This is a genomic window from Rodentibacter caecimuris, assembly GCF_010587025.1.
Classification (GTDB): Bacteria; Pseudomonadota; Gammaproteobacteria; order Enterobacterales; family Pasteurellaceae; genus Rodentibacter; species Rodentibacter caecimuris.
In genome coordinates, this window is sequence record NZ_CP040863.1 from 1,367,372 (window position 1) to 1,390,029 (window position 22,658).

Annotated in this window: 12 protein-coding genes; 4 read left to right on the forward strand and 8 right to left on the reverse strand. The window is 42.3% G+C overall.

Going from position 1 to position 22,658, the window contains the following annotated elements; all coding sequences use genetic code 11:
• Positions 1–6 precede the first annotated feature (6 nt).
• Complete coding sequence (locus tag FEE42_RS06935; protein ID WP_164027989.1) at positions 7–546, reverse strand: DUF924 family protein; 540 nt, start codon at positions 544–546, stop codon at positions 7–9.
• Positions 547–703: 157 nt separating this feature from the next.
• On the opposite strand from FEE42_RS06935, the gene purL reads away from it, so the two are divergent.
• Positions 704–4,597, forward strand: coding sequence for a phosphoribosylformylglycinamidine synthase (gene purL / locus FEE42_RS06940; RefSeq protein WP_164027990.1), 3,894 nt, complete (start codon positions 704–706; stop codon positions 4,595–4,597).
• Between the two features lie 100 nt (positions 4,598–4,697).
• Here the strand turns inward: purL and mutS are convergent, their stop codons facing one another.
• The 6 genes from mutS to rimO all read right to left on the reverse strand — a co-directional run bounded on the left by mutS (position 4,698) and on the right by rimO (position 14,493).
• Positions 4,698–7,280 (reverse strand): DNA mismatch repair protein MutS, encoded by a 2,583-nt coding sequence (gene mutS / locus FEE42_RS06945; protein ID WP_164027991.1) that lies wholly within the window; start codon positions 7,278–7,280, stop codon positions 4,698–4,700.
• 305 nt (positions 7,281–7,585) lie between these two features.
• Positions 7,586–8,632: an extracellular solute-binding protein gene (locus FEE42_RS06950; RefSeq protein ID WP_059366040.1), complete on the reverse strand. Its 1,047-nt coding sequence runs from the start codon at positions 8,630–8,632 to the stop codon at positions 7,586–7,588.
• A 213-nt stretch (positions 8,633–8,845) separates the two neighbouring features.
• Positions 8,846–9,793, reverse strand: a complete 948-nt coding sequence (locus FEE42_RS06955) for an alpha/beta fold hydrolase (RefSeq protein WP_164027992.1) — start codon at positions 9,791–9,793, stop codon at positions 8,846–8,848.
• A gap of 50 nt (positions 9,794–9,843) precedes the next feature.
• Positions 9,844–10,959, reverse strand: coding sequence for an aspartate-semialdehyde dehydrogenase (asd, locus tag FEE42_RS06960; protein WP_135968970.1), 1,116 nt, complete (start codon positions 10,957–10,959; stop codon positions 9,844–9,846).
• Between the two features lie 145 nt (positions 10,960–11,104).
• Positions 11,105–13,132 carry a UDP-glucose:protein N-beta-glucosyltransferase gene (locus FEE42_RS06965; protein WP_059366045.1) on the reverse strand — a complete coding sequence of 676 codons (2,028 nt, stop codon included), beginning with the start codon at positions 13,130–13,132 and terminating at the stop codon, positions 11,105–11,107.
• 23 nt (positions 13,133–13,155) lie between these two features.
• Positions 13,156–14,493, reverse strand: coding sequence for a 30S ribosomal protein S12 methylthiotransferase RimO (rimO, locus tag FEE42_RS06970; protein ID WP_164027993.1), 1,338 nt, complete (start codon positions 14,491–14,493; stop codon positions 13,156–13,158).
• 153 nt (positions 14,494–14,646) lie between these two features.
• Between rimO and FEE42_RS06975 the strand changes: the two genes are divergently transcribed.
• The 3 genes from FEE42_RS06975 (at position 14,647) to FEE42_RS06985 (ending at position 20,824) form a co-directional block, all read left to right on the forward strand.
• Positions 14,647–15,366 carry an MgtC/SapB family protein gene (locus FEE42_RS06975; RefSeq protein ID WP_059366046.1) on the forward strand — a complete coding sequence of 240 codons (720 nt, stop codon included), beginning with the start codon at positions 14,647–14,649 and terminating at the stop codon, positions 15,364–15,366.
• A gap of 248 nt (positions 15,367–15,614) precedes the next feature.
• Positions 15,615–17,978 (forward strand): TonB-dependent receptor plug domain-containing protein, encoded by a 2,364-nt coding sequence (locus FEE42_RS06980; RefSeq protein WP_164027994.1) that lies wholly within the window; start codon positions 15,615–15,617, stop codon positions 17,976–17,978.
• Between the two features lie 71 nt (positions 17,979–18,049).
• Positions 18,050–20,824, forward strand: coding sequence for a M16 family metallopeptidase (locus tag FEE42_RS06985; RefSeq protein ID WP_164027995.1), 2,775 nt, complete (start codon positions 18,050–18,052; stop codon positions 20,822–20,824).
• An 88-nt stretch (positions 20,825–20,912) separates the two neighbouring features.
• Here the strand turns inward: FEE42_RS06985 and proS are convergent, their stop codons facing one another.
• Positions 20,913–22,625, reverse strand: coding sequence for a proline--tRNA ligase (gene proS, locus FEE42_RS06990; protein WP_164027996.1), 1,713 nt, complete (start codon positions 22,623–22,625; stop codon positions 20,913–20,915).
• Positions 22,626–22,658: the final 33 nt, after the last annotated feature.

Genomic DNA, 22,658 nt, shown 5'->3' on the forward strand with positions numbered 1-22,658 from the left:
CATCGATTAGAAACTCGATCCCGGTTGTGTTAAAAACTCGATTTCTTCAGCGCTACTTTCCCGCCCTAACACAGCATTACGATGCGGATAACGACCGAAACGATCAATAATGACCTTATGTTTCAATTCAAAATCAACGCTTTCCTCAGGGCCAAATTGTTCAAATAAAGGCAGTGCTTGTGCATGAATCACTTTGCTTTCGCTATGCATTAAAGGCATTAGCATAAAATGGCGTTCACGCACGGTCATATTTTTAAATTCGGGTTGTTTAACCGACTCTTGTGCCAATGCAATTGCCATATTGTCTTGAGCAAATGCTAAAGGACTATCACGATGTAAATTACGAGAAAACTGGTCTAACACAATAATTTCGGCTAACCGCCCCTGCACCGTTTCACGCCAATGGCTTAATTCCGATTGAGCCGCTTGCCGCCATAAATCATAAAACCGCTCACTGATCTGACGATCAAATTCCTCACTTTTAGCAAACCAAAACGGTTTTGTTGCCTCATTAAACCAAAAATCAAGTACCTGTTGATAAGCCATTTCTCTCTCCTGTTAATAATAAAACGAACGATATTTTACAAGAAAACCACTTGATAAAGAATGCTGTAAAACAACACGCAAACGTTTTCGTTTTCCTACCTTTTCCTTTATAATAGCGCGCAATTTTCATTTCTATTCAGACTCAAAGGGAATCCTTATGTTTCAAATTTTCCGTGGCTCACCTGCCCTTTCCGAATTCCGCATCAATGGCTTAATGCAAAAATTCCAACAAAACGGGCTGGCAGTGCAATCCGTCTATGCCGAATATGTCCATTTTGTCGAACTCAATACGCCCCTTTCCGGCGAACAGGAAACGAAGCTAAAAGCCTTGCTCCACTACGGCCCGACATTGGCAGAACACGAAGCAAACGGTGAAACCTTTATTGTTATTCCACGTGTCGGTACCATTTCTTCTTGGTCGTCCAAAGCGACAGATATTGCCCATAATTGTGGCTTGAAAGAAGTGGATCGGATTGAACGCGGTCTTGCCTATTACTTTGAATTTAACCAACCTTTAGATGAAAAAACACAAGAAAAATTAACCGCACTTTTGCACGACCGTATGATGGAAACAGTAATACGTGATGCCAAATATGCCGAAATTTTATTCCGCCACCAAGCGCCAAAGGCCTTCACCACAGTGGATATTTTAGGCGGGGGGCGCCAAGCCTTGGAAAACGCCAATATTGAATTGGGGCTCGCTTTAGCTGAAGATGAAATTGATTATTTGGTGGAAAATTTCACCGCACTCAGCCGCAACCCGAACGACATCGAACTTTATATGTTCGCCCAAGCAAATTCCGAACACTGCCGCCATAAAATCTTTAATGCGGACTGGGTGATTGATGGTGAAAAACAAGAAAAATCCTTGTTCAAAATGATCAAAAATACCTTCGAGAAAACTCCGGATTTCGTGCTTTCCGCTTATAAAGACAATGCCGCAGTGATGGAAGGTTCAAAAGTTGGTCGCTTCTTTGCCGATCAAGACGGGCAATATCGTTACCACAATGAAGATACGCACATTTTAATGAAAGTGGAAACCCACAATCACCCAACTGCGATCTCACCTTTCCCCGGTGCAGCAACCGGTTCCGGCGGCGAAATTCGTGATGAAGGCGCAACCGGTCGTGGTGCAAAACCGAAGGCGGGCTTAACCGGTTTCTCCGTATCAAATTTGGTGATTCCAAACTTTGAACAACCTTGGGAAAACCCGCTTTCTAAACCTAATCGCATTGCCTCCGCCCTTGATATTATGATTGAAGGCCCGTTAGGCGGTGCGGCATTTAATAATGAATTTGGTCGCCCTGCATTACTCGGTTATTTCCGTACTTATGAAGAAAAAGTAAACAGTTTTAATGGCGAGGAAATCCGTGGCTATCATAAGCCCATTATGCTGGCAGGCGGTATCGGCAATATTCGTGCAGAACATGTCCAAAAAGGCGAAATTCCTGTTGGAGCAAAACTTATTGTATTAGGCGGCCCGGCGATGAATATCGGCTTAGGCGGCGGTGCGGCATCTTCTATGGACAGCGGTAAATCAAAAGAAGATTTGGATTTTGCCTCCGTTCAACGGGAAAATCCGGAAATGGAACGCCGTTGCCAAGAAGTCATCGACCGTTGCTGGCAACTCGGTGAAGATAACCCAATCTTATTTATCCATGATGTAGGGGCAGGCGGTTTATCTAATGCTATGCCTGAATTGGTACACGATGGCGAGCGCGGCGGTAAATTCGATTTACGTTCCATCCTTTGTGACGAAAAAGGAATGTCTCCGCTCGAAATTTGGTGTAACGAATCACAAGAACGCTATGTTTTAGCCATTGCACCGGAAAAATTGGATTTATTTACCGCACTGTGCGAACGCGAACGTGCACCGTTTGCGGTGATTGGTGAAGCCACAGAAGAAAAACATTTAACCTTGCACGACAGCCATTTCAACAATGATCCGATTGATTTGCCAATGAATGTTCTTCTCGGCAAAACACCTAAAATGACCCGTAACGTGCAATCAAGTGCGGTGCAAAATCCCCCTGTTTCACAAGAGGGCATTGAATTAAAAGAGGCGCTTCATCGTGTCTTACGCTTACCTGTGGTAGCAGAAAAAACCTTCTTAATTACCATTGGTGACCGCTCTGTCACCGGTATGGTCGCACGGGATCAAATGGTCGGGCCATGGCAAATTCCGGTATCCGATGTAGCGGTAACAACCGCCAGCCTTGACAGCTATCACGGCGAAGCCATGACAATGGGAGAACGTGCACCGGTCGCCTTATTGGATTTTGGCGCGTCGGCACGTTTGGCAGTAGCGGAATCCATCACCAATATTGCGGCAACCAATATCGGCGATATTAAGCGTATCAAACTTTCCGCTAACTGGATGTCGGCAGCCGGTCACGGTGGTGAAGATGCCGGACTTTATGAAGCGGTAAAAGCCGTCGGTGAAGAACTTTGCCCGACTCTCGGTATCACCATTCCGGTAGGCAAAGACTCCATGTCAATGAAAACGACCTGGGAAGAGAATGGCGAGAAAAAAGCGGTCACCGCTCCACTTTCTTTAGTGATCAGTGCGTTTGCCCGCGTGGAAGATGTTCGCAAAACCGTCACACCGCAACTTCGTACCGATAAAGGTGCGTCCCGACTGTTGCTAATTGATTTGGGTGAAGGTAAAAATCGTCTTGGTGCGACCGCACTTGCCCAGGTTTACAAACAACTGGGCGATAAACCGGCAGATGTAGAAAATGCGGGTGCATTGAAACACTTCTTTGAAGCAATGCAAACCCTTGTGGCTGAACGTAAATTATTAGCTTACCACGACCGTTCCGACGGTGGATTAATCGTCACCTTGGCGGAAATGGCATTTGCCGGAAACTGTGGTATCGAGGTGGATATTTCCGCCTTAGGCGATAATGATCTCGCCGTGTTATTTAACGAAGAACTGGGAGCAGTCATTCAAGTAGCGGAAAGCGAATTAACCGCTGTACGTGAAGTCTTGAATGCGCATAATTTATTACCGCTTACCCACGAACTCGGTGCAGTTACAACGGAAAATCACATTGAAATCGCTCGCGGCAATAAAAAATTACTCAGTGAAAAACGTTCTGAATTGCGTGGAGTCTGGGCTGAATTAACCCATCAAATGCAACGTTTACGGGATAATCCGGAATGTGCCGATCAAGAATTTGAGGCGAAAAAAGATCCGAACAACAATGGATTATCTGCTTTCTTAACCTATGATCCGAATGAAGATATTGCCGCGCCTTATATTGCGAAAGGGGCAAAACCGAAAGTTGCCGTGTTGCGTGAACAAGGCGTAAACAGCCATGTGGAAATGGCGGCGGCATTTGACCGTGCCGGATTTGCTGCGGTTGATGTGCATATGAGTGATTTAATGGCGGGTCGTTACCATTTAAATGATTTTAATGCGATGGTCGCGTGCGGCGGTTTCTCTTACGGTGACGTTCTCGGTGCCGGCGGTGGTTGGGCAAAATCTATTTTGTTTAACCCACAATTACGTGAACAATTCAGTCAATTCTTCGCCAATGAAAACACCCTTTCTTTAGGGGTGTGTAACGGTTGTCAGTTTATCTCCAATCTTGCGGAAATCATTCCGGGTGCGGAAAACTGGCCTCGCTTTGTGCGAAATAAATCGGAACGTTTCGAAGCCCGGGTCGGTTTAGTGAAAATCAATGACACACATTCCTTATGGTTCCAAGGTATGGCGGGTTCACATATGCCAATCGCCGTATCCCATGGTGAGGGACGTGTTGAATTCAAAACAGCGGAAAATTTAACCGCACTTCAAGCACAAAATTTAATTATTGCGCAATATATTGATAGCCACCTAAATGTAACGGAAAGCTATCCGGCAAACCCTAACGGTTCTGTATTAGGTATCACGGCGATTTCTAATGCGGATGGGCGAATCGCAGCAATGATGCCTCACCCTGAACGGGTATTCCGTGCCGTGAGTAACTCTTGGTATCCGGAAGATTGGAGCGAGGATGGCGCTTGGATGCGATTGTTTAGAAATGCACGGGTGCAGTTTAAATAATCAGGAACGGTTGGGCTTTAAATATATCGATGTAATTTATGCTTAAAGCCCGATATCATCTGAATATACGACCGCAAATGCGGTCGTTTTTCTTTGTGTTTTACTCCACCATTTTCTTCAGTTGATATAAATACGCTAAAGCCTGTTTCGGGCTTAGTTCGTCCGGATCAAGCTTTTCAATGGCTTCGCGAAGTGCGTCTGTTTCCTGTTCAAAGGTAAGTTCCCCTTGATGTCGATTCGCCTCACGCAAGGCTTGAATTTGCTGTTCAGCAGCATGCCCCGATATTTTTTCTAATTGCGTTAGTTTTTGTTTTGCCAGTTTAATTACCGATTGCGGTACTCCGGCTAAAGCCGCAACCGCCAACCCGTAACTTTTACTTGCCGCTCCCTCCTGCACGGCGTGCATAAAGGCAATGGTGTTATTGTGTTCAAGGGCATCCAAATGAACATTAATAATGCCGGGAAATTGCTCCGGTAAAGCCGTGAGCTCAAAATAGTGGGTCGCAAATAAAGTCAGCGCATGAATTTTCGCCAGATATTCCGCACATGCCCAAGCAAGAGAAAGCCCATCATAGGTGGACGTTCCACGTCCGATTTCATCAATTAGCACAAGACTTTGAGCACCGGCTTGATGCAAAATATTTGCCATTTCGGTCATTTCCACCATAAAAGTCGAACGACCTGAGGCAAGATCATCCGAAGCACCGATTCGGGTAAAAATACGATCAATAGGCCCGATTTTTGCCTTATCTGCCGGCACAAAGCTGCCGATATACGCCATTAACGTGATCAGCGCGGTTTGTCGCATATAGGTGCTTTTCCCCCCCATATTCGGGCCGGTGATGATAAGCAAATGGCGGTCTCTATGCAATTCAACGGGATTCGCGATAAAAGGTTCTTTCAGCACTTGTTCCACAACCGGATGACGGCCGTTTTCAATGCTGACACAAATATCATCACAAAATGTCGGCATCACATAATTTAAGGTATCGGCACGTTCCGCCAAGTTTACCAATACATCCAATTCCGATAACACAAGACTTGCCAACTGTAATGCGCCCAAGTGTGGGAGCAATAAATCAAAGAGTTCATCATAAAGCTGTTTTTCCAATGCCAATGCCGCACCTTTGGATTTCAATACTTTGTCTTCGTACTCTTTCAGTTCAGGAATAATGTAACGCTCGGCATTTTTTAAAGTTTGACGACGAACATAATGAATCGGGGCTTTATGTGCTTGTCCTTGGCTGATTTGAATATAATAACCGTGAACCGCATTAAAACCGATTTTCAGGGTATCAATGCCGGTGCTTTCACGTTCGCGTTGTTCCAAATTTTCTAAATATTGGGTTGCCCCCTCAGAAAGAATACGCCATTCGTCCAATTCGCTATGATACCCTTCTGCAATTACGCCACCATCACGAATCAGCAACGGTGGCATTTCAACAATTGCCCGTTGTAGTAAGTCGCATTGCTCGGTGAAATCGGCAACTTTCTCAAAAAGTGCGGTCATAAACGGCGGTGTTTTTTGTCGGATAACTGAACGCAGGTTCGGAATTTGTTCCAAAGCGGTACGCAAACGGGTTAAATCACGCGGACGTGCCGAACGTAACGCCACCCGAGCCAAAATGCGTTCCATATCCCCCACCTGTTGTAAGTAAGGTTGTAATTCATCCACCAAATCAAAATTCAGAATTTCTGCGATGCTTTGTTGGCGTTGTTGGAGTTTTTCAATATGACGGATCGGCTGATGAATCCAACGTTTCAAAAGACGGCTCCCCATTGGAGTTACACATTTATCCAATACGGCAACCAGTGTATTATCACTCCCGCCGGCAAGATTTTGCGTTAATTCTAAATTGCGTCGGGTTGCGGCATCCAACTGAACGTAATCTTGATTTTGCACGGCACTAATGCTTTGAATATGAGGTAACGCCGTACGTTGGGTTTCCTTTGCATATTGCAACAAACACCCCGCCGCACTCAGTCCAAGCGGTGATTTTTCTACGCCAAAGGCACGTAGGTCTCTCGTACCGAATTGACGATTGAGCTGGCTAATCGCCGTACTAAGTTCAAATTCCCAAATAGGACGACGGCGTAAACCTTTGTAGTGCTCAATTAATGCCATCTCACCGAAATCTTCACAGTACAGTAATTCTACCGGTGCAATACGTTGCAGTTCCGCTTGCAAGGTTTCTTTACCATCGAGTTCGCATAGCTGAAAACGTCCGGATGTCATATCCAGCGTCGCCAGCCCAAATTTGTCTTTTTCTTGATACACAGAGGCAATCAAATTGTCTTGGCGTTCCGGTAACAGGGCTTCATCACTCACCGTACCGGGCGTCACAATACGCACGACTTGGCGTTCTACCGGCCCTTTGCTCGTTGCAGGATCGCCCACTTGTTCACAAATTGCCACCGGCTCGCCCAATGCAACTAACTTCGCTAAATAACCTTCAACGGCATGATAGGGTACACCTGCCATCGGGATCGGCTCGCCTGCCGATTGTCCTCTTTTGGTTAAGGAAATATCCAACAAGGCGGCGGCTTTTTTAGCATCGTCATAAAACAGCTCGTAGAAATCCCCCATACGATAAAACAGCAAAATATCCGGATTTTCTGCTTTGAGTTTGAGATATTGTTGCATCATGGGAGTGTGCTGAGAAAAATTATCTTCTGAAATCATTGAGTTACCTGTTTTTGATAAGAAAATAGACGGCAATATCGGCCGGCAAATATAGGTTTTCGAGTAGGCTATTTTAGAGGTTGAGAGAGGAAAAAGCCAATCACAATTACTGTGGCACTGAAATGATGAACCAAAACACAAGAAAAAGTGCGGTCGTTATAACATTGGTTTTTATTTAAAACTTACTACGCTGCTTGCTTTTACTACTTAATGAGAGGCTCAAATTAGGTTTGATTATCTACGAGGAATAAAACTAAAGAAAAATAAACCGCACTTTTGTGCGGTTTATGTTGCCATCGTCAATCTTATTGAGCGGCTTTTAATTTTTGATAATAGCCTTCATACAGCTCAATGGCATCATCAACATCAAGTTGCCATTGACTTCTATCGATCACATCTTGAGCGATAAATGTCGCACGATCATCCGTCAATTCTTTCGGCAAACGTTTCAATGCATTGAGATTGGAAGTGGGATAACCGATTTGTAAGGTCAGTTTCTCAGCTACATCGGCGCTTAACAGATAATTAATCAGCTTATGTGCCCCTTCCACATTTTTAGCGGTTTTCGGAATAGCTAAATTATCAATCCAGAGCATCGTGCCCTCTTTCGGGTAAACCATGTCAATTTTAACCCCTTCGTTTTTTGCAATACGCACGGAGCCATTCCACAATAAGCCCACTTCGGTTTCTCCCGAAATAAAGCTGTTGGACGGATTATCCGAATTAAATGCCAAGATATTCCCACGCAACTTGAGCAATTCTTGATAAGCCTCTTCCAATACTTTTGGATCTTGCGTATTCGGGTCTTTGTTCATTTTTAACAGGGCAATATTGAACAATTCTCTTGGATCATCCAACATTTGTAAGCGCCCCTTAAATTCAGCGTTCCATAGATCGCCCCAAGATTGAAATTGGGCGGGATTCTGTGTTTCTGCGTTATAGGCAATGCCGGTCGCCCCGAATAATTGCGGTAATGAATATTTGTTGCCCTTATCAAAAGGTTTATCCAGCATATTCGGATCTAATTCTTTGATAACGGGCAGTTTTTCGTGATTTAATTCTTTCAGCATATTTTCCCGTATCATTTTGGATACAAAATAGCTGGTTGGCGCAATCACATCATAACCGCCGTTTTCGCCTTGCGTTTTCAGTTTGGCATACATTGTTTCGTTTGATTCCAAACTGGACACAATGACTTTAATACCGGTTTCCTTGGTAAAGTTATCCAGTAACCCCTCCGGCACATATTCACTCCAAGTATAGAGATAAACCGTATTGTCATTTGCGGTTGCAATATTGTGAGTGCCTAATAAAAATACACTTGAAGTAAAAAGTGCGGTCCATTTTTTCATAATTTTTTATTCTCCTGGTAACAGAAAATAAAACCAGATCTCCGTAAAGTAAGATCGCCACACTCAAAGAGGGAAGAACCTTAGTATTTGAGGCTCAGTGATTGTAGGGCAAAAGGTCAAATTTGCAACATCTTTTTAACATTCACCCCATATCGGGATTGGAAATAATGCGATATATGATGAGTTTTTAAACGCAGAAAAAGCCAATGGCTATCAATTCGGCTTTTCAAAAAATTGCGTGATGTTTTTCATGACATTTTCCCTTAAACCGTCCCGTTCAAATAAAATCTCATGTTTTGCCTGATGAACCAATTCACAACTTGCATTGGGGAAAAGTGCGGTCAGTTTTTGCAGAGTTTTGTTGTCCACGATTTTTTCTTTTTCCGATTGCAAAATCAGCACGGGAATTTCAATCCGGGGGAGAATGGAAGGAAGGCGTTTTATCGCATTGAGGCATAAATGCACCCAGCGAAAAGTCGGACCGCCAAGATGAAGAGCAGGGTATTTTCGGTTGATTCGATTCATCCATTTCATTCGGGTTTTACAAAAGCTTAATTCATTACGTTCAAGATGTGCCGGTTTGTAAGCCCCTTTGCCAAACACATAACGCGTGCCCTGCCCCAGTAAATTCATGGTGGCAATAATCAATTCATCACGCAGCGGATGTTTTAACGGCACGCCGAAAAAAGGCGAAGATAACACAGCTTTTTCAATATGATGATCGCAATTCGCCAAATAGTAGGCAGCAATCAGCGAGCCAAGGGAATGCGACACCAAATGTTGGGTTTGATAGTCAAAAAGTGCGGTAGTTTTTTCGATCACTTTTTGCATATCCGCGACATAAAAACGAAATTCGTCTAAATGCCCTTTTTCCGGATCAGATAAAAGCCGTTCGGAATAGCCCTGCCCGCGATGATCAAATAACAACACATCGTAGCCCTGATGATAAAAATCATAGCTCAGCTCCGACCATTTCATCATATTTTCCGCCCGCCCGTTCACCAAAATCATCAATTTTTTGGTTTTATTTTCAGGCTGCACGAAATGACGATAAGCAATGCGAATATTTCCTTTTCCAATAAGATATTGAGTCGGCGTGCTTTCAAAAAAAGGCAATAATTCCAACAAGGCAAATTGGCAAAAACGGGGTTCTCGAATCATAAGGATTTATAAAATAAAGGGCGTAAACAACGCCCTATTGGTGGGTAAAATTATTTTACTAACTGTTTCAAAATACGGCGAACCGGTTCTGCCGCCCCCCATAAAAGTTGGTCGCCTACGGTGAAAGCGGCAAGGTATTCGCCACCCATGGCAAGTTTGCGTAAACGGCCGACCGGTACACTTAACGTTCCCGTCACTTTCGCCGGAGTTAATTCACGTAATGTGGTTTCTTTATCATTCGGAATCACTTTGACCCATTCATTGTGTGAGGCAATGATTTGTTCAATTTCCGCTAACGGTAAATCTTTTTTCAGTTTGATCGTAAAGGCTTGGCTGTGGCAACGTAATGCACCGATACGCACACACAAACCGTCAACCGGAATCGGGTTGTCGCTTAAACCAAGAATTTTGTTAGTTTCCGCATAGCCTTTCCATTCCTCTTTGGTTTGTCCGGTTTCAGGCAATAATTTGTCGATCCAAGGGATAAGACTGCCACCCAATGCGGCACCAAAGTTTTCTGTTGGGAAATCATTTGAACGCATTTCTGCGGTGACTTTACGTTCAATGTCTAAAATAGAAGCAGCAGGGTTGGCTAATTCATCTTTCACGACATCACGTAATAAGCCCATTTGCGAAAGTAATTCACGCATATTTTTCGCCCCTGCGCCAGAGGCTGCTTGGTAGGTTGCCACAGAGACCCATTCCACCAAATCACGTTCAAATAAACCGCCGATCGCCATTAACATTAGGCTTACTGTGCAGTTTCCGCCTACAAAGGTTTTAATGCCATTTTTTAAGCCTTCGTCAATCACATTTTGGTTTACCGGATCAAGTACGATGATGGCGTCTTGTTCCATACGTAATGCTGAGGCGGCATCAACCCAGTAGCCGTTCCAACCCGTTGCTTTTAATTTTGGATACACTTCGTTGGTGTAGTCACCACCTTGACAAGTGACGATGATGTCTAATTTTTTGAGTTCGTCAATATCAAAAGCATTTTTGAGTTCGCCCGCCTCTTTGCAGGCAAAGACAGGGGCTTTTTGCCCTGCTTGGGAAGTGGTGAAGAAAATAGGATTGATGTTGGCAAAATCATTTTCTTGCACCATTCGATCCATTAATACGGAACCGACCATTCCGCGCCATCCGATAAAACCGACGTTTTTCATAGTTTTTTCCTTTGTTAATGTTGTGTTTGAATGGGTTTATTAATTACAAGATAGCGCAATCAAAATCAAGTATTTTTATAATTAATCTCAAGAAATTCATTAATTCTTACCAACAAAAAATCCCCTTTCGGGGGTTTTCATTTTTTTAAGCTGTCTTGCCGGTTGCTTTTTTCACTGCAACTTTTTTCGAAGTAGATTTAGTTTCAGATTTGACCGCACTTTTCCTAGCTGTAGTTTTTGAAGTTTTTGCTTGAGTGGTCGCTTTTTTTGTTGCCGGTCTTCTTGTTACCGTTTTTTTCTTGGTTTTTTCACCTAAATTAACCACTTTCCACTCATTAAATTTTTCTAACAAGACTTTCCCCATCGGGCTTGGATCACCGGTAAAGAGAGTTTGTAAGCCGTTATTTTCAATAATATGACGACGTAATGCCAAACGTTCTTCATGATTTTCAGCTAAACGAATCGCTCTCTCTACATATTCATCGACGGTATTGGCAATTAGCCATTCAGGTAAGCCCAAACGTTTGAATAAGCCCTCATCAATATGTTCATGTACTTCAGAACCGGTTTTACAGATACCGACTAAACCAAGAGTCACCATATCAATAATGCCGTTTGTATTCCCAAATGGGAACGGGTTTACCATCATATCGCAATTATGCAAAATTTGAAGATATTGGTGATAAGCCGAGTGTGGGTGTGCCGTGGCATCATCACCTAGATAAGATTTAATAAAACGTGTTACATAAGGATGGGTAATACCGCTAGATTGCCCCAATGCAAAATGGAAGTGTACTTTTACGTTAGCACGATCACGAATGGCTTTTAATGCTTCCAAGAAATAAGGATTTAATTTCATTGTTGTGGAGGCAATACCGATATTCACCACTTCCGGATGAGCGCGTAAGCGGTATTCCACATTCTGTGGTGCGAGAGCGGATGGCACATAAGGAAGTGCATCTTTTGGTAAACGTAATAAGGTTTCACTAAAACAGGCTTCCGAACCCACGTAATCATCTTCAACAATCACATATTCAATAAAGTCTGAGTGAGTCGTGGCTGGGTGCCCTAATGCAATAGTCTGAATCGGCGCAAGGCGGGTATTGCTGGCAAAAATGGTTGTGAGATCCATTCCAATACTTGGCATATAAAATATAGCTGCGCCGTTTTCATCACAAATCCCTTTTAAGAACGTCAATTTATCAAGGATATTATTACCGTTGATTAAATGGAACTCGTCAAATACGCCTCTACCCGAATCATCCACAGCCTTACCACCGATACCAATTAAATAGAAATGTTCACGTGCGGCAATCATTGATGTTGAATGCGTGCGATAGATTGAGTGTGCGGAGTGGAAATGTTCTAAAAGTACAACCATCACCGGCTTACCATTACGCTCACCTAATTTTGTTACATCACGATCAGTCCAGCCTTGCTCAAGAAGAAAGCGACGTATAACCTGGTTTAGTCCCCGTTTTACATCATGTTTATTCTGTGCAACATCATAACTACAATGCATATATACATCATGAGAAATACCACTAGGAAGATTGTTTAGATTTTCAATCTGCGCTAATTTTTTAGGGAACCATTGCAAGAGGGCTGCACGTTTACCAAATGATTGTTCCGTACCAATAAAACGAGGTGACTGTAATGCAAAACACAGAGAGGCACAAAGTTCCGGATTAATATTCCATAACGCATCTAAATTAAGGTTAACATTTGATTCTGGCAAATATAAAATGCAGAACTTAATCAATGCAGATTCTGACGTATCCAAATGAATATCTAACGGGTTCTCAGGATTTGGCTTCCGATTATAGGTTTGTAAAATATGATCCGCATTAACAAAAGGCGATGCAGCAAAAATCAGATTTAGCCAGCGTTGTAACGTTAAGAAACGTCGTGCGCCGGAAACAGAAATGTCTAATTTCGGGTCGGTGAATAATTCTGTAATAGCTACCGCCATGCGAGTAGCAAAGTAGATATGTCTATCTTGGGTAAGATGTTCAAGCTGTTTGGGAACATCAATTTCAATATCCTTAATTTCACCGAAATTTGAATCGATCTGACCAAGAATATCAAGTAGCTCAACGCAAGCGTCTTCATAGTTTTTGGCTGCCACTTTTTCTTCAAAACGTACAACACTTGGCTTTTTCACTTCAGACATTTTATTTTCCTTTTTATTTTAATTTAACAAGTTCCCCACAGATCATATTCATCTGATTGGGTAATAGTAACTTTAATGACATCACCGACTTTCACATCCATGCCGCTGATATTCTCAACATAAACCAGACCATCCACTTCCGGTGCATCCGCTTTGGAACGTCCGATGATACCTTCTTCATCTATTTCATCGACCAATACATCTAAGGTTTTTCCCACTTTTTGTGTTAAACGCTCGGCTGAAATTTTCTGTTGTAATTGCATAAAGCGATGGAAGCGTGCTTCTTTAACCTCTTCCGACACTTGATCCAGCATATCCGTTGCAGGCGCGCCTTCCACCGGACTAAATTTAAAACAGCCGACACGATCGAGTTGGGCCTCTTTTAAGAAATCAAGTAATAATTGAAAATCCTCTTCCGTTTCCCCCGGGAACCCCACAATAAAGGTGGAACGCAAGGTTAAATCGGGGCAAATTTCACGCCATTTTTTAATCCGCTCTAAAGTGCGGTCAATACTTCCCGGCCTTTTCATTGCTTTGAGAATTTTCGGGCTGGCGTGCTGCAAAGGAATATCCAAATAAGGCAGTAACGTACCGTCTGCCATAAGAGGGATTAAATCATCAACGTGTGGATACGGATAAACATAATGCAAACGCACCCAAATGCCGAGTTTTCCTAGCTGTTTACAAAGTGTCATTAAATCGTTTTTAATCGGCATTCCGTTCCAGAATGAGGTTTTTACCCCTCCCTCTTGGCGTTTTAAATCCAGAGAATAGGCGGAAGTATCTTGCGATACGACGAGCAACTCTTTCACCCCGGCTTCAGCTAAACGTTTGGCTTCCTCTAATACCTGAGTGATAGAGCGGCTTTCCAAATCACCACGCATGGAAGGTATAATGCAAAATGTGCAGCGATGATCACAGCCTTCAGAAATCTTCAAATAAGCATAATGTTTTGGGGTTAATTTCACCCCTTGTTTAGGCACAAGGCTAAAGTAAGGATTATGTGTCGGTTTCGGCACGTATTTATGTACTTGAGCCATTACAGCTTCATAGCTATGAGGGCCGGAGACTTCCAATACTTTCGGGTGTACCTCACGAATACGATCTTCTTTTGCACCAAGACAACCGGTAACAATCACCCGACCATTTTCTTCTAACGCCTCTCCGATGGCTTCTAAAGATTCTTGCACTGCGCTATCAATAAAACCGCATGTATTGACGATCACCAAATCAACGTTTTCATAATTCGGTACGATATTGTAACCATCACTACGTAATTCTGTCAGAATACGTTCAGAATCCACTAAGTTTTTAGGACAACCCAAGCTCACAAAGCCAATATTCGGGGTTGAATTTTGCATAAGTTTATCTCTATTCCACATCCATAAAGCGCTTAATTTTACTGAATTTCCGAGTAAAATGCGACCAAAGAAAAGCAAAAGATTATAAAATTAACTATATTTTTATTTTTCAAGTGGGTAGAATCCTATACTTTATGAATAAAAAACAGCACTATGGAAAATTCATCCCTTATTTTGACCGCACTTTTAAGCCCCCATCATTTAACGATTCTCGGCAAAATGTTTCTGGCATTACTTTTAGGTAGTATTATCGGTTTAGAACGTGAGTTAAAACACAAACCCGTTGGCATTAAAACTTGCTCAATTATTGCGATTACAACCTGTGTATTAACCATGGTTTCTATTCAAGCGGCAGAACATTACGCACAAGTATCCGAAAACATTCGCACCGACCCGATGCGTCTTGCGGCACAAGTTATTAGCGGCATCGGTTTCTTAGGTGCCGGTGTGATTTTACATAAGAAAAATGATGCGATTTCAGGATTAACTACCGCGGCGATTATTTGGGCTGCCGCCGCAATCGGTATTGCAACCGGTGCCGGTTTTACTTTTGATGCCTTTATTGCAACGGCGATGATTTTAATCGCTATTCGTTTTAGCCCTATGATACAGCGTTTAGTCCGTCATAGAGGGAAAAAAAAGAAAACCAAAATTATCATTCATCTCAGTTCATCTACCTCGATTGCAATCATTACAAATCTATTGATTCAAAATGATTACCGCATTGAAAATCTTTTCGTAAAAGATTTACCCAATGGAGAGGTTAGAGTTCAGATCCGATGTTTTGCCATTGATAGTGCGATGATTAAAGATATTTACACATTATTAAAAACGGAAGAAGGTGTGCTGAGCGTTGAATTATTTGAAAATTAAAAAAAGGGGAATGGTTGTTCCCCTTCATTCTTTTAAATATTGTTTAAAACTATTTACCGCCTATCATCGTCCATTTCTCAGCTATTTGCCTTTCGCTAGTTTTATTCCCAAATAGTTTTCATCATTTTGTCTTTTTCTATTTTAAGCACAATAAAAATTCAAACGTTCGTTAATTGATAAAAATTCCTTTACATTAAAAATAAGATGAATATGATAACAATTCTTATTTTTAAGCCATAAGGAATACCATGTATAAAAACCAAATTACATTTTTTATTTGCTTAACATTATGCGCCTCTCGCGCTTTTTCTGAAGAAAAAACGACAAATCACGCTAATATGCTGCCAGAAATTGTGGTATATGGAGACAATAATAAATCCCTTTCCTCCACTCAAACGCTCACTTCCACAGAGATAGAAAAAACACCTACAAGCAATAATAACATTACCGATTATTTGCGTTCTAACCCGCATATTCGTTATGAAGACAGCGATCAAGACGGTTTTCAACGTGGCGAAATTAAGCCGCAAAATATCTCTATTAATGGTGCGGATACAAACCAAACCGCTTATTTTGTCGATAATGTAAATGTGAACAACGATTTAACGGTGGATAGTGAAATCTTTGACGGTGCAATGCAAGTCTTGCCGGGAATTAGCCATACACAGGCTTATTTCTTTGATGCCTCTATGCTGTCAAAAGTTGAAGTGCACGACAGCAACATTTCTGCCGGTTTAGGCGGTTTCATGGGCGGAGCGGTAGTTGCCAAAACGAAACAGTACAATGGGCAAGATAGCGTGTCACTCAAGTATCGCACAACAAATTCCGGCTGGGCGAAAATGAATGCTGATAGTTCGGCACAACATTTATTGGATAAAATCAGACCTGATGCCGGCGGTGTCGCCGAATTTCAGCCTAAATACCGTAAGCAGACATTTAACATCGTTTTAGAAAAAGGCTTAACGGATAATTTAGGTATGGTGCTGGGTTACAGTAAACGTCATTCCCGTATCCAACAAAATCGACTCATCGGATACGATACAGAAGCCAAACTAAATAAACAAAATCACCTACGCAATTCCGATAATTTATTGCTGAATTTCAACTTAGCGGCAAGTGAAAAAGATCGTTTTGAACTAGGATTCCGTTATTCCAATTATAAAGAACAAAAATATTACGCTACCAATATTGATAGCGATGTCAGCGATTATCATCAAGCCTTCGGCACGACATTGGCCTGGGTTCACTCCTTTGATTCGGGAATTTGGACAAATACCTTAGCTTACGATCGCTTTAAAGATAAACGAAAATCCTCCTCTGCCAATGTAGAAACGGTTTCTGTTTTTGATGAAAATTTTGATCAGATTTATGATTATGAAAAAGGCGGTTACGGTAACAGTTCTCTGACACAAAATAATCTTCATTTCTCAACGGAATTTGCCGTTGATCCTTTTGATTTAGGCACAAGTCGCCACTCTATTTCCGTTGGTGGTATTTATCAGGCAACACACTATAAATTTAATCGCCCTCAAGATGTGCATTCTAAAATTATTCAGCGCTATCCTAACATGGATCCGATTGAGTCCACCGATATCACCTATAAAGGCAATGCAAAAACCCGTTATCAAAATTTCGTCTTTTATGCGGAAGATTTAATCACCTGGAACAACTTAGAGTTTCGCCCCGGAGTACGTATCGAGCGGGATGATTATTTGCAAAATAACAACATTGCCCCACGCTTTGTGGCACGTTATAAACCTTGGGAAGAAACCGGTTTGACATTGGGATTGAACCGTTATTACGGCCGCTCTTTCGCCTCATTAAAACTGACCAATGACATTTTAAAAATCAATCGTGATACTAACCGTAAATATCAGGAATTTAGTTCGCTAAAAACCCCTTATGCCGATGAGCTTAGCCTTGGTTTTGAACAAAAACTGGGGAATTTGGCATTTAAAGTGAATTACATTCACCGCCAAAATAAAAATCGAATTGTGTTAAAACGTGATGCCAACCGAGTGAATTCCTATCATAACGGCGGTGATTTCAGCGTGGATGTTTACACATTCCAAATAAATAATGATCAGCCTTGGCAAGTGGCAAAAAGCTATTGGACAACCTCTTTGGGATTTGATTGGTTAAAAACCAAACGTGCAGATATCGGACGGGAACTTGATCCCAATGAAGCGGTATATCTTGACGGTAAATTAATGACCCGCCGTGCCATGCTCAATAAAGTCAATAGTTCTACCGAAGATTGGATTGCCCGATTGGGTGTAGATATGGCAATCCCTGACTACCATATTACTTGGTCAAATAAAGTTTATATGAAAGCCCCGATTCGCAGTTACGAATTACTGGATAGTGATTTTAATGATGGTATTTCCCGCTATCGTTCCTATCATTACGGTCGCCACACCCAATGGGATTCCGGTATTCGCTGGCAACCGACAATTACCGGCAATCACAGTGTTTATTTACAACTTGATATTCTAAACGTACTCAATCAGACCCGTAAATCCAAAACCGTTAGAGCTATTTCAACGAATGATGAATATGGTATCTACACACCCGGCCGAGAATTTTGGTTGGAAATAGGCTACAAATTCTAAGTTAATATTAATTTCTGCTACGCTAATACGAATTAGCGTAGCTTTTCTTTTTTTATATTTAAGCAAAAATGATGAAAAAACTAACCGCACTTTTTTTACTCTTTTGTACTTTTGGCATGCTTATCGCCTGCCAAAGCAACGTCGATTCCGACACATTACCTTTTGATCCCGATATTAAACAGGGCAAGCTGGCTAATGGACTGCAATATTATATTTTACACAACAGCGAGCCTAAAAATCGGGTGTATCTTCGTTTAGTGGTGAATGCCGGTTCAATGCACGAGGACGACGATCAAAAGGGGATCGCCCATTTAGTGGAACATATGGCATTTAACGGTTCAACAAAATACCCTGAAAATACCATTATTAACGCACTGGAAAAGTTAGGCATGAAATTTGCCCGAGATATCAATGCCTTTACCGATTTTGAAAATACCGTTTATACCCTAAATCTGGACGATAACAGCCCACAAAAACTCTCTCTTGCCTTTGATGTCATCAATCAATGGATGAATCATCTCACCATTTTGCCGAAAGACCTTGACGGTGAGCGTGGTGTGGTTGAAGAAGAATGGCGTCGCCGATTAAGCCCGATGTTGCGCCTCGGCGATAAAAAAAGCGCCATAGAAATGGTGGGATCCCGCTATATATTACGTGACCCCATTGGCGATATGAAGATTATTCGCCATATTTCCCGTGATCGAGTGGCGGATTTTTATCATAAATGGTATCGACCGGATAATATGTCGGTGATCGTAGTGGGGGATATTGACCCCAATGAAGTCAAAACCTTGCTGAATAACGCCTTAGCACAATCCGATCCACGCTTACAAACACCTCTTAATAAAATCGACTTTTCTATTCCGCTTATTCAGCATTGGCGGGTGGCAAGTGTTGCCGAACAAGGCACAAACATTCCGGCATTGGAACTCAGTTTTTTTGAAGAGGATAAACAGCAGGAAACTGTTACGGATTACAAACAAGATCTCATTCAGCAAATTGTGACCCGTTTGGTCAATTTACGTTTGCAAAAATGGGAAGAACATCAAGGTGACTGGTTGGATTCAGCTAATTTTTACCGTTCTCATCTTGGTAAAGAAACCCTACAAACGGTTTTTTCATTGCAATTATTCAATACGCATTACTTAAAAAATATTACCGCACTATTTACCTTTCTGGCTGAAATTCGACAACACGGCTTTACTCAGGAAGAACTCAATGCGGAAATCACAAGGCTTCACCGCCTCAATGAAAAACAAAAAGAGATTCGTAGCGGCAGCTTAAAAATTGCCGATGAGCTAATTGTTGTTGCGGCAAATCATCAAATCACGTTAAATGCAAAAGATCGCTACAAGCTAAACCGCCGTTTTTTAGATGAAATCAAGCTCAGCGATATCAATGAAACCTTTAATAAGACGTTAGCATTAAAAGCCAAATTATTATTGGTAACCCAACCGCTACCAGAACAAAAACTCCCATTCAATGCCACAGATATTGAACAACGTTGGGAACAAATCATGCGTCAAACCCAAACCCCTTGGCAACATGAAAAACACCAAGCAAAACGACCGCACTTTACTTCTGAAGGCGGTGCATTGGTGCTGGAAAAACATTGGGATAAAGGTAATATTGATGAATATCGCCTGAGTAACGGGGCAAAATTGATTTACCATTACAGCGATAAAACACCAAATCAAGTTCATTTCCGCGCAGTAACCCACGGCGGATTACGCGCCGTGCCAAATCAGGATTATCATTTGTTGCGCACTGCGACCATTTTGGCGGATGATAGCGGTGTCGGTGAACTCGCTGCGGCGGATGTTAATCATCTCTTTGGGCAAAATCCTCTCGTGTTGGCTACGGTGATTGATGAGGATAAACAAGGCTTCACCGGTGTGGCAAAATCACAGGATCTGGCTAATTTACTCACGCTGTTTCGGTTAAAACTGCAATCCGCCCCGATTTCCGATAGTGCATTACAAAAATATCGCCGAGAAACACAGGATTATTTTAAACAAATTGATGCAGAAACACTGTTTATGCAAGCCATATCCCGCTTGCGCCAACCTAATATAGCCACGGCTTACACGCAAAAACAAAGCGAGTTATTAGGTTTTACGGCTGCGCAATTAAGCCGAATCTATCAAGAAAAAATTTTGGCTAACACGGATTTTACTTATTTCATTATCGGTGATATTTCACGACGTGATGTTGAAAAATTAGCAAAACAATATTTGGCAACGGTTGAAGTAAAAACGCAGCCGCGTAAACTTCAAATCCATACCATCCACACGCCGAAAAAATCATTTTTGATGAGCGGATTACGCGAGCCTCGCACCGATGTGGAAATTTATCTTACTACTGAAAACCAATGGCAAGCAGAGCAAAAATACGCGTTAGACATTCTTGGCGATATCGTGCAAGAAAAACTACGCCTTGTGTTGAGGGAAAAAGCATCGGGTATTTATTCCGTCAATAGTTGGTTTAATCAAGAATCTTATATGCCGCAAATTGAAGGAAAAATTGAATTTAGTTGCGCACCAGAGAGAGCCAATGAGCTGATAAAATTAACGCATCAAATTTTAGATGACATTATTGAACAAGGCATTGATGAAACTTTGCTTCGCAAAAAACAGGCTGAACAGTTGCAACAAATTAAACGTCAATTTGACTCATTGGTCTCGGTGGCAAGCCTGATTGAAGAAAGCTATTGGCAACAGGGCAATCCGCAATTGGTTTATCTCTATCAAAGTTTAGAACAACTTACCACTAAAGCTAAGATTGAAGCATTAGCCAAAAAAGCGCTCGCTAAACCTGCTCGTTTTGAGGCAATTTTACGCCAATAATTGACCGCACTTTAGACCATTAGGTTAGCCATAAAACAATCAGCCCCTCAAAATAGCGATATTTTGAGGGGCTGATCACTGATGTAAATTAAGCTAATTTTGCTTTCAGGAAATCAAATAATTGATCTTTTGCAATCATTTCTTTCTCACCGGTACGGCGATTTTTATATTCGATTTCACCGTTTGCTAAATTTTTCTCACCGATCACGATCATATGCGGAACACCGATCAGCTCCATATCCGCAAACATCACGCCGGGACGTTCTTTGCGATCATCCAAAATCACATCCACGCCCTGTGCTTGTAGCGTGCGGTAAAGTTCTTCGGCATATTGTTGTACGGTTTCGGATTTATGCATATTCATCGGCACAATCGCCACGGTGAAAGGTGCAATTTCATCGGTCGGCCAAATAATACCACGCTCGTCATGATGTTGTTCAATCGCCGCGGCAACCACTCGGGTTACCCCGATACCATAACATCCCATCGTCACGACCATTGGGCGACCGTCTTCCCCTTGTACGGTTGCATTCATTGCTTCGGAATATTTTTTGCCAAGTTGGAAAATATGCCCGACTTCAATGCCACGTTTAATCAGTAGCGTTCCCTTGCCGTCCGGACTCGGATCGCCTTCTACCACATTGCGAATATCGGCGATTTTCGGCAAGGCTACATCACGTTCCCAGTTAATATTGAAATAATGTTTGCCGTCAATATTTGCGCCAGCGCTAAAATCTGACATCAGGGCTACCGAACGATCGATAATCACAGGAATATTAAGATTGATCGGCCCTAAAGAACCCACCCCAGCCCCAATTTTAGCTTGGATTTCCACCTCATCGGCAAATTCAAAAGGGGAAGCCACTTCTGCTAATTTTTCCGCTTTAATCTCATTCAGTTCGTGATCGCCACGGATAATTAATGCCACTAATGGCGCATCTTCCGCCGCACCTTTAACAATTAAGGTTTTCACGGTTTTTTCAATCGGTTGGTCAAATTGCGCCACTAATTCCGCAATGGTTTTCGCATTTGGTGTATCAACCAATTCCATTGCTTTGGTCGGTGCGACACGCTCACCTATCGCCACCGCTTCGGCCAATTCAATATTGGCGGCATAATCGGATTCGGTCGAGAAAATCACATCGTCTTCCCCACTATTCGCCAACACTTGGAATTCATGGGAAGCGCTGCCGCCAATGGAGCCCGTATCTGCTTGCACCGCACGGAAATCCAACCCTAACCGAGTGAAAATATTACTATAGGTTTGGTACATCACATCATAAGTCTGTTGCAAACTTTCTTTATCGGTGTGGAAAGAATAGGCATCTTTCATGATAAATTCACGGCTACGCATCACACCAAAACGTGGGCGGACTTCATCACGGAATTTGGTTTGAATATGATAAAGATTAATAGGTAACTGGCGATAAGAGGTAATTTCGCGACGCATTAAATCAGTAATGGCTTCTTCATTCGTCGGGCCAATCACAAAACCACGCTCTCCACGATCGGTAAAACGCAATAATTCCGGGCCATATTGCTCCCAACGACCGGACTCTTGCCACAGTTCTGCCGGTTGTACCACCGGCATTTTAATTTCAAGCGCACCGCTTTTATCCATTTCTTCGCGAATCACCTTTTCCACTTTACGCAATACGCGCCAACCTGTTGGCATCCAGTTATAAAGTCCAGCGGCGAGAGGGCGAATCATTCCCGCACGTAACATCAATTGGTGGCTGACAATGGCGGCTTCCGCCGGGGTTTCTTTTAATGTCGAAAATAAATATTGACTTGTACGCATTGAATTAACCTTAAATTCGTTAAATGAAGAAAA

Coding starts and splice junctions, on each gene's coding strand:
- proS (WP_164027996.1), bottom strand. CDS start 22,625: ATGCGTACAAGTCAATATTTATTTTCGACATTAAAAGAAACCCCGGCG.
- FEE42_RS06935 (WP_164027989.1), bottom strand. CDS start 546: ATGGCTTATCAACAGGTACTTGATTTTTGGTTTAATGAGGCAACAAAA.
- FEE42_RS06985 (WP_164027995.1), top strand. CDS start 18,050: ATGAAAAAACTAACCGCACTTTTTTTACTCTTTTGTACTTTTGGCATG.
- mutS (WP_164027991.1), bottom strand. CDS start 7,280: ATGATTTCAGAAGATAATTTTTCTCAGCACACTCCCATGATGCAACAA.
- asd (WP_135968970.1), bottom strand. CDS start 10,959: ATGAAAAACGTCGGTTTTATCGGATGGCGCGGAATGGTCGGTTCCGTA.
- rimO (WP_164027993.1), bottom strand. CDS start 14,493: ATGCAAAATTCAACCCCGAATATTGGCTTTGTGAGCTTGGGTTGTCCT.
- FEE42_RS06955 (WP_164027992.1), bottom strand. CDS start 9,793: ATGATTCGAGAACCCCGTTTTTGCCAATTTGCCTTGTTGGAATTATTG.
- FEE42_RS06980 (WP_164027994.1), top strand. CDS start 15,615: ATGTATAAAAACCAAATTACATTTTTTATTTGCTTAACATTATGCGCC.
- FEE42_RS06975 (WP_059366046.1), top strand. CDS start 14,647: ATGGAAAATTCATCCCTTATTTTGACCGCACTTTTAAGCCCCCATCAT.
- FEE42_RS06965 (WP_059366045.1), bottom strand. CDS start 13,132: ATGTCTGAAGTGAAAAAGCCAAGTGTTGTACGTTTTGAAGAAAAAGTG.
- FEE42_RS06950 (WP_059366040.1), bottom strand. CDS start 8,632: ATGAAAAAATGGACCGCACTTTTTACTTCAAGTGTATTTTTATTAGGC.
- purL (WP_164027990.1), top strand. CDS start 704: ATGTTTCAAATTTTCCGTGGCTCACCTGCCCTTTCCGAATTCCGCATC.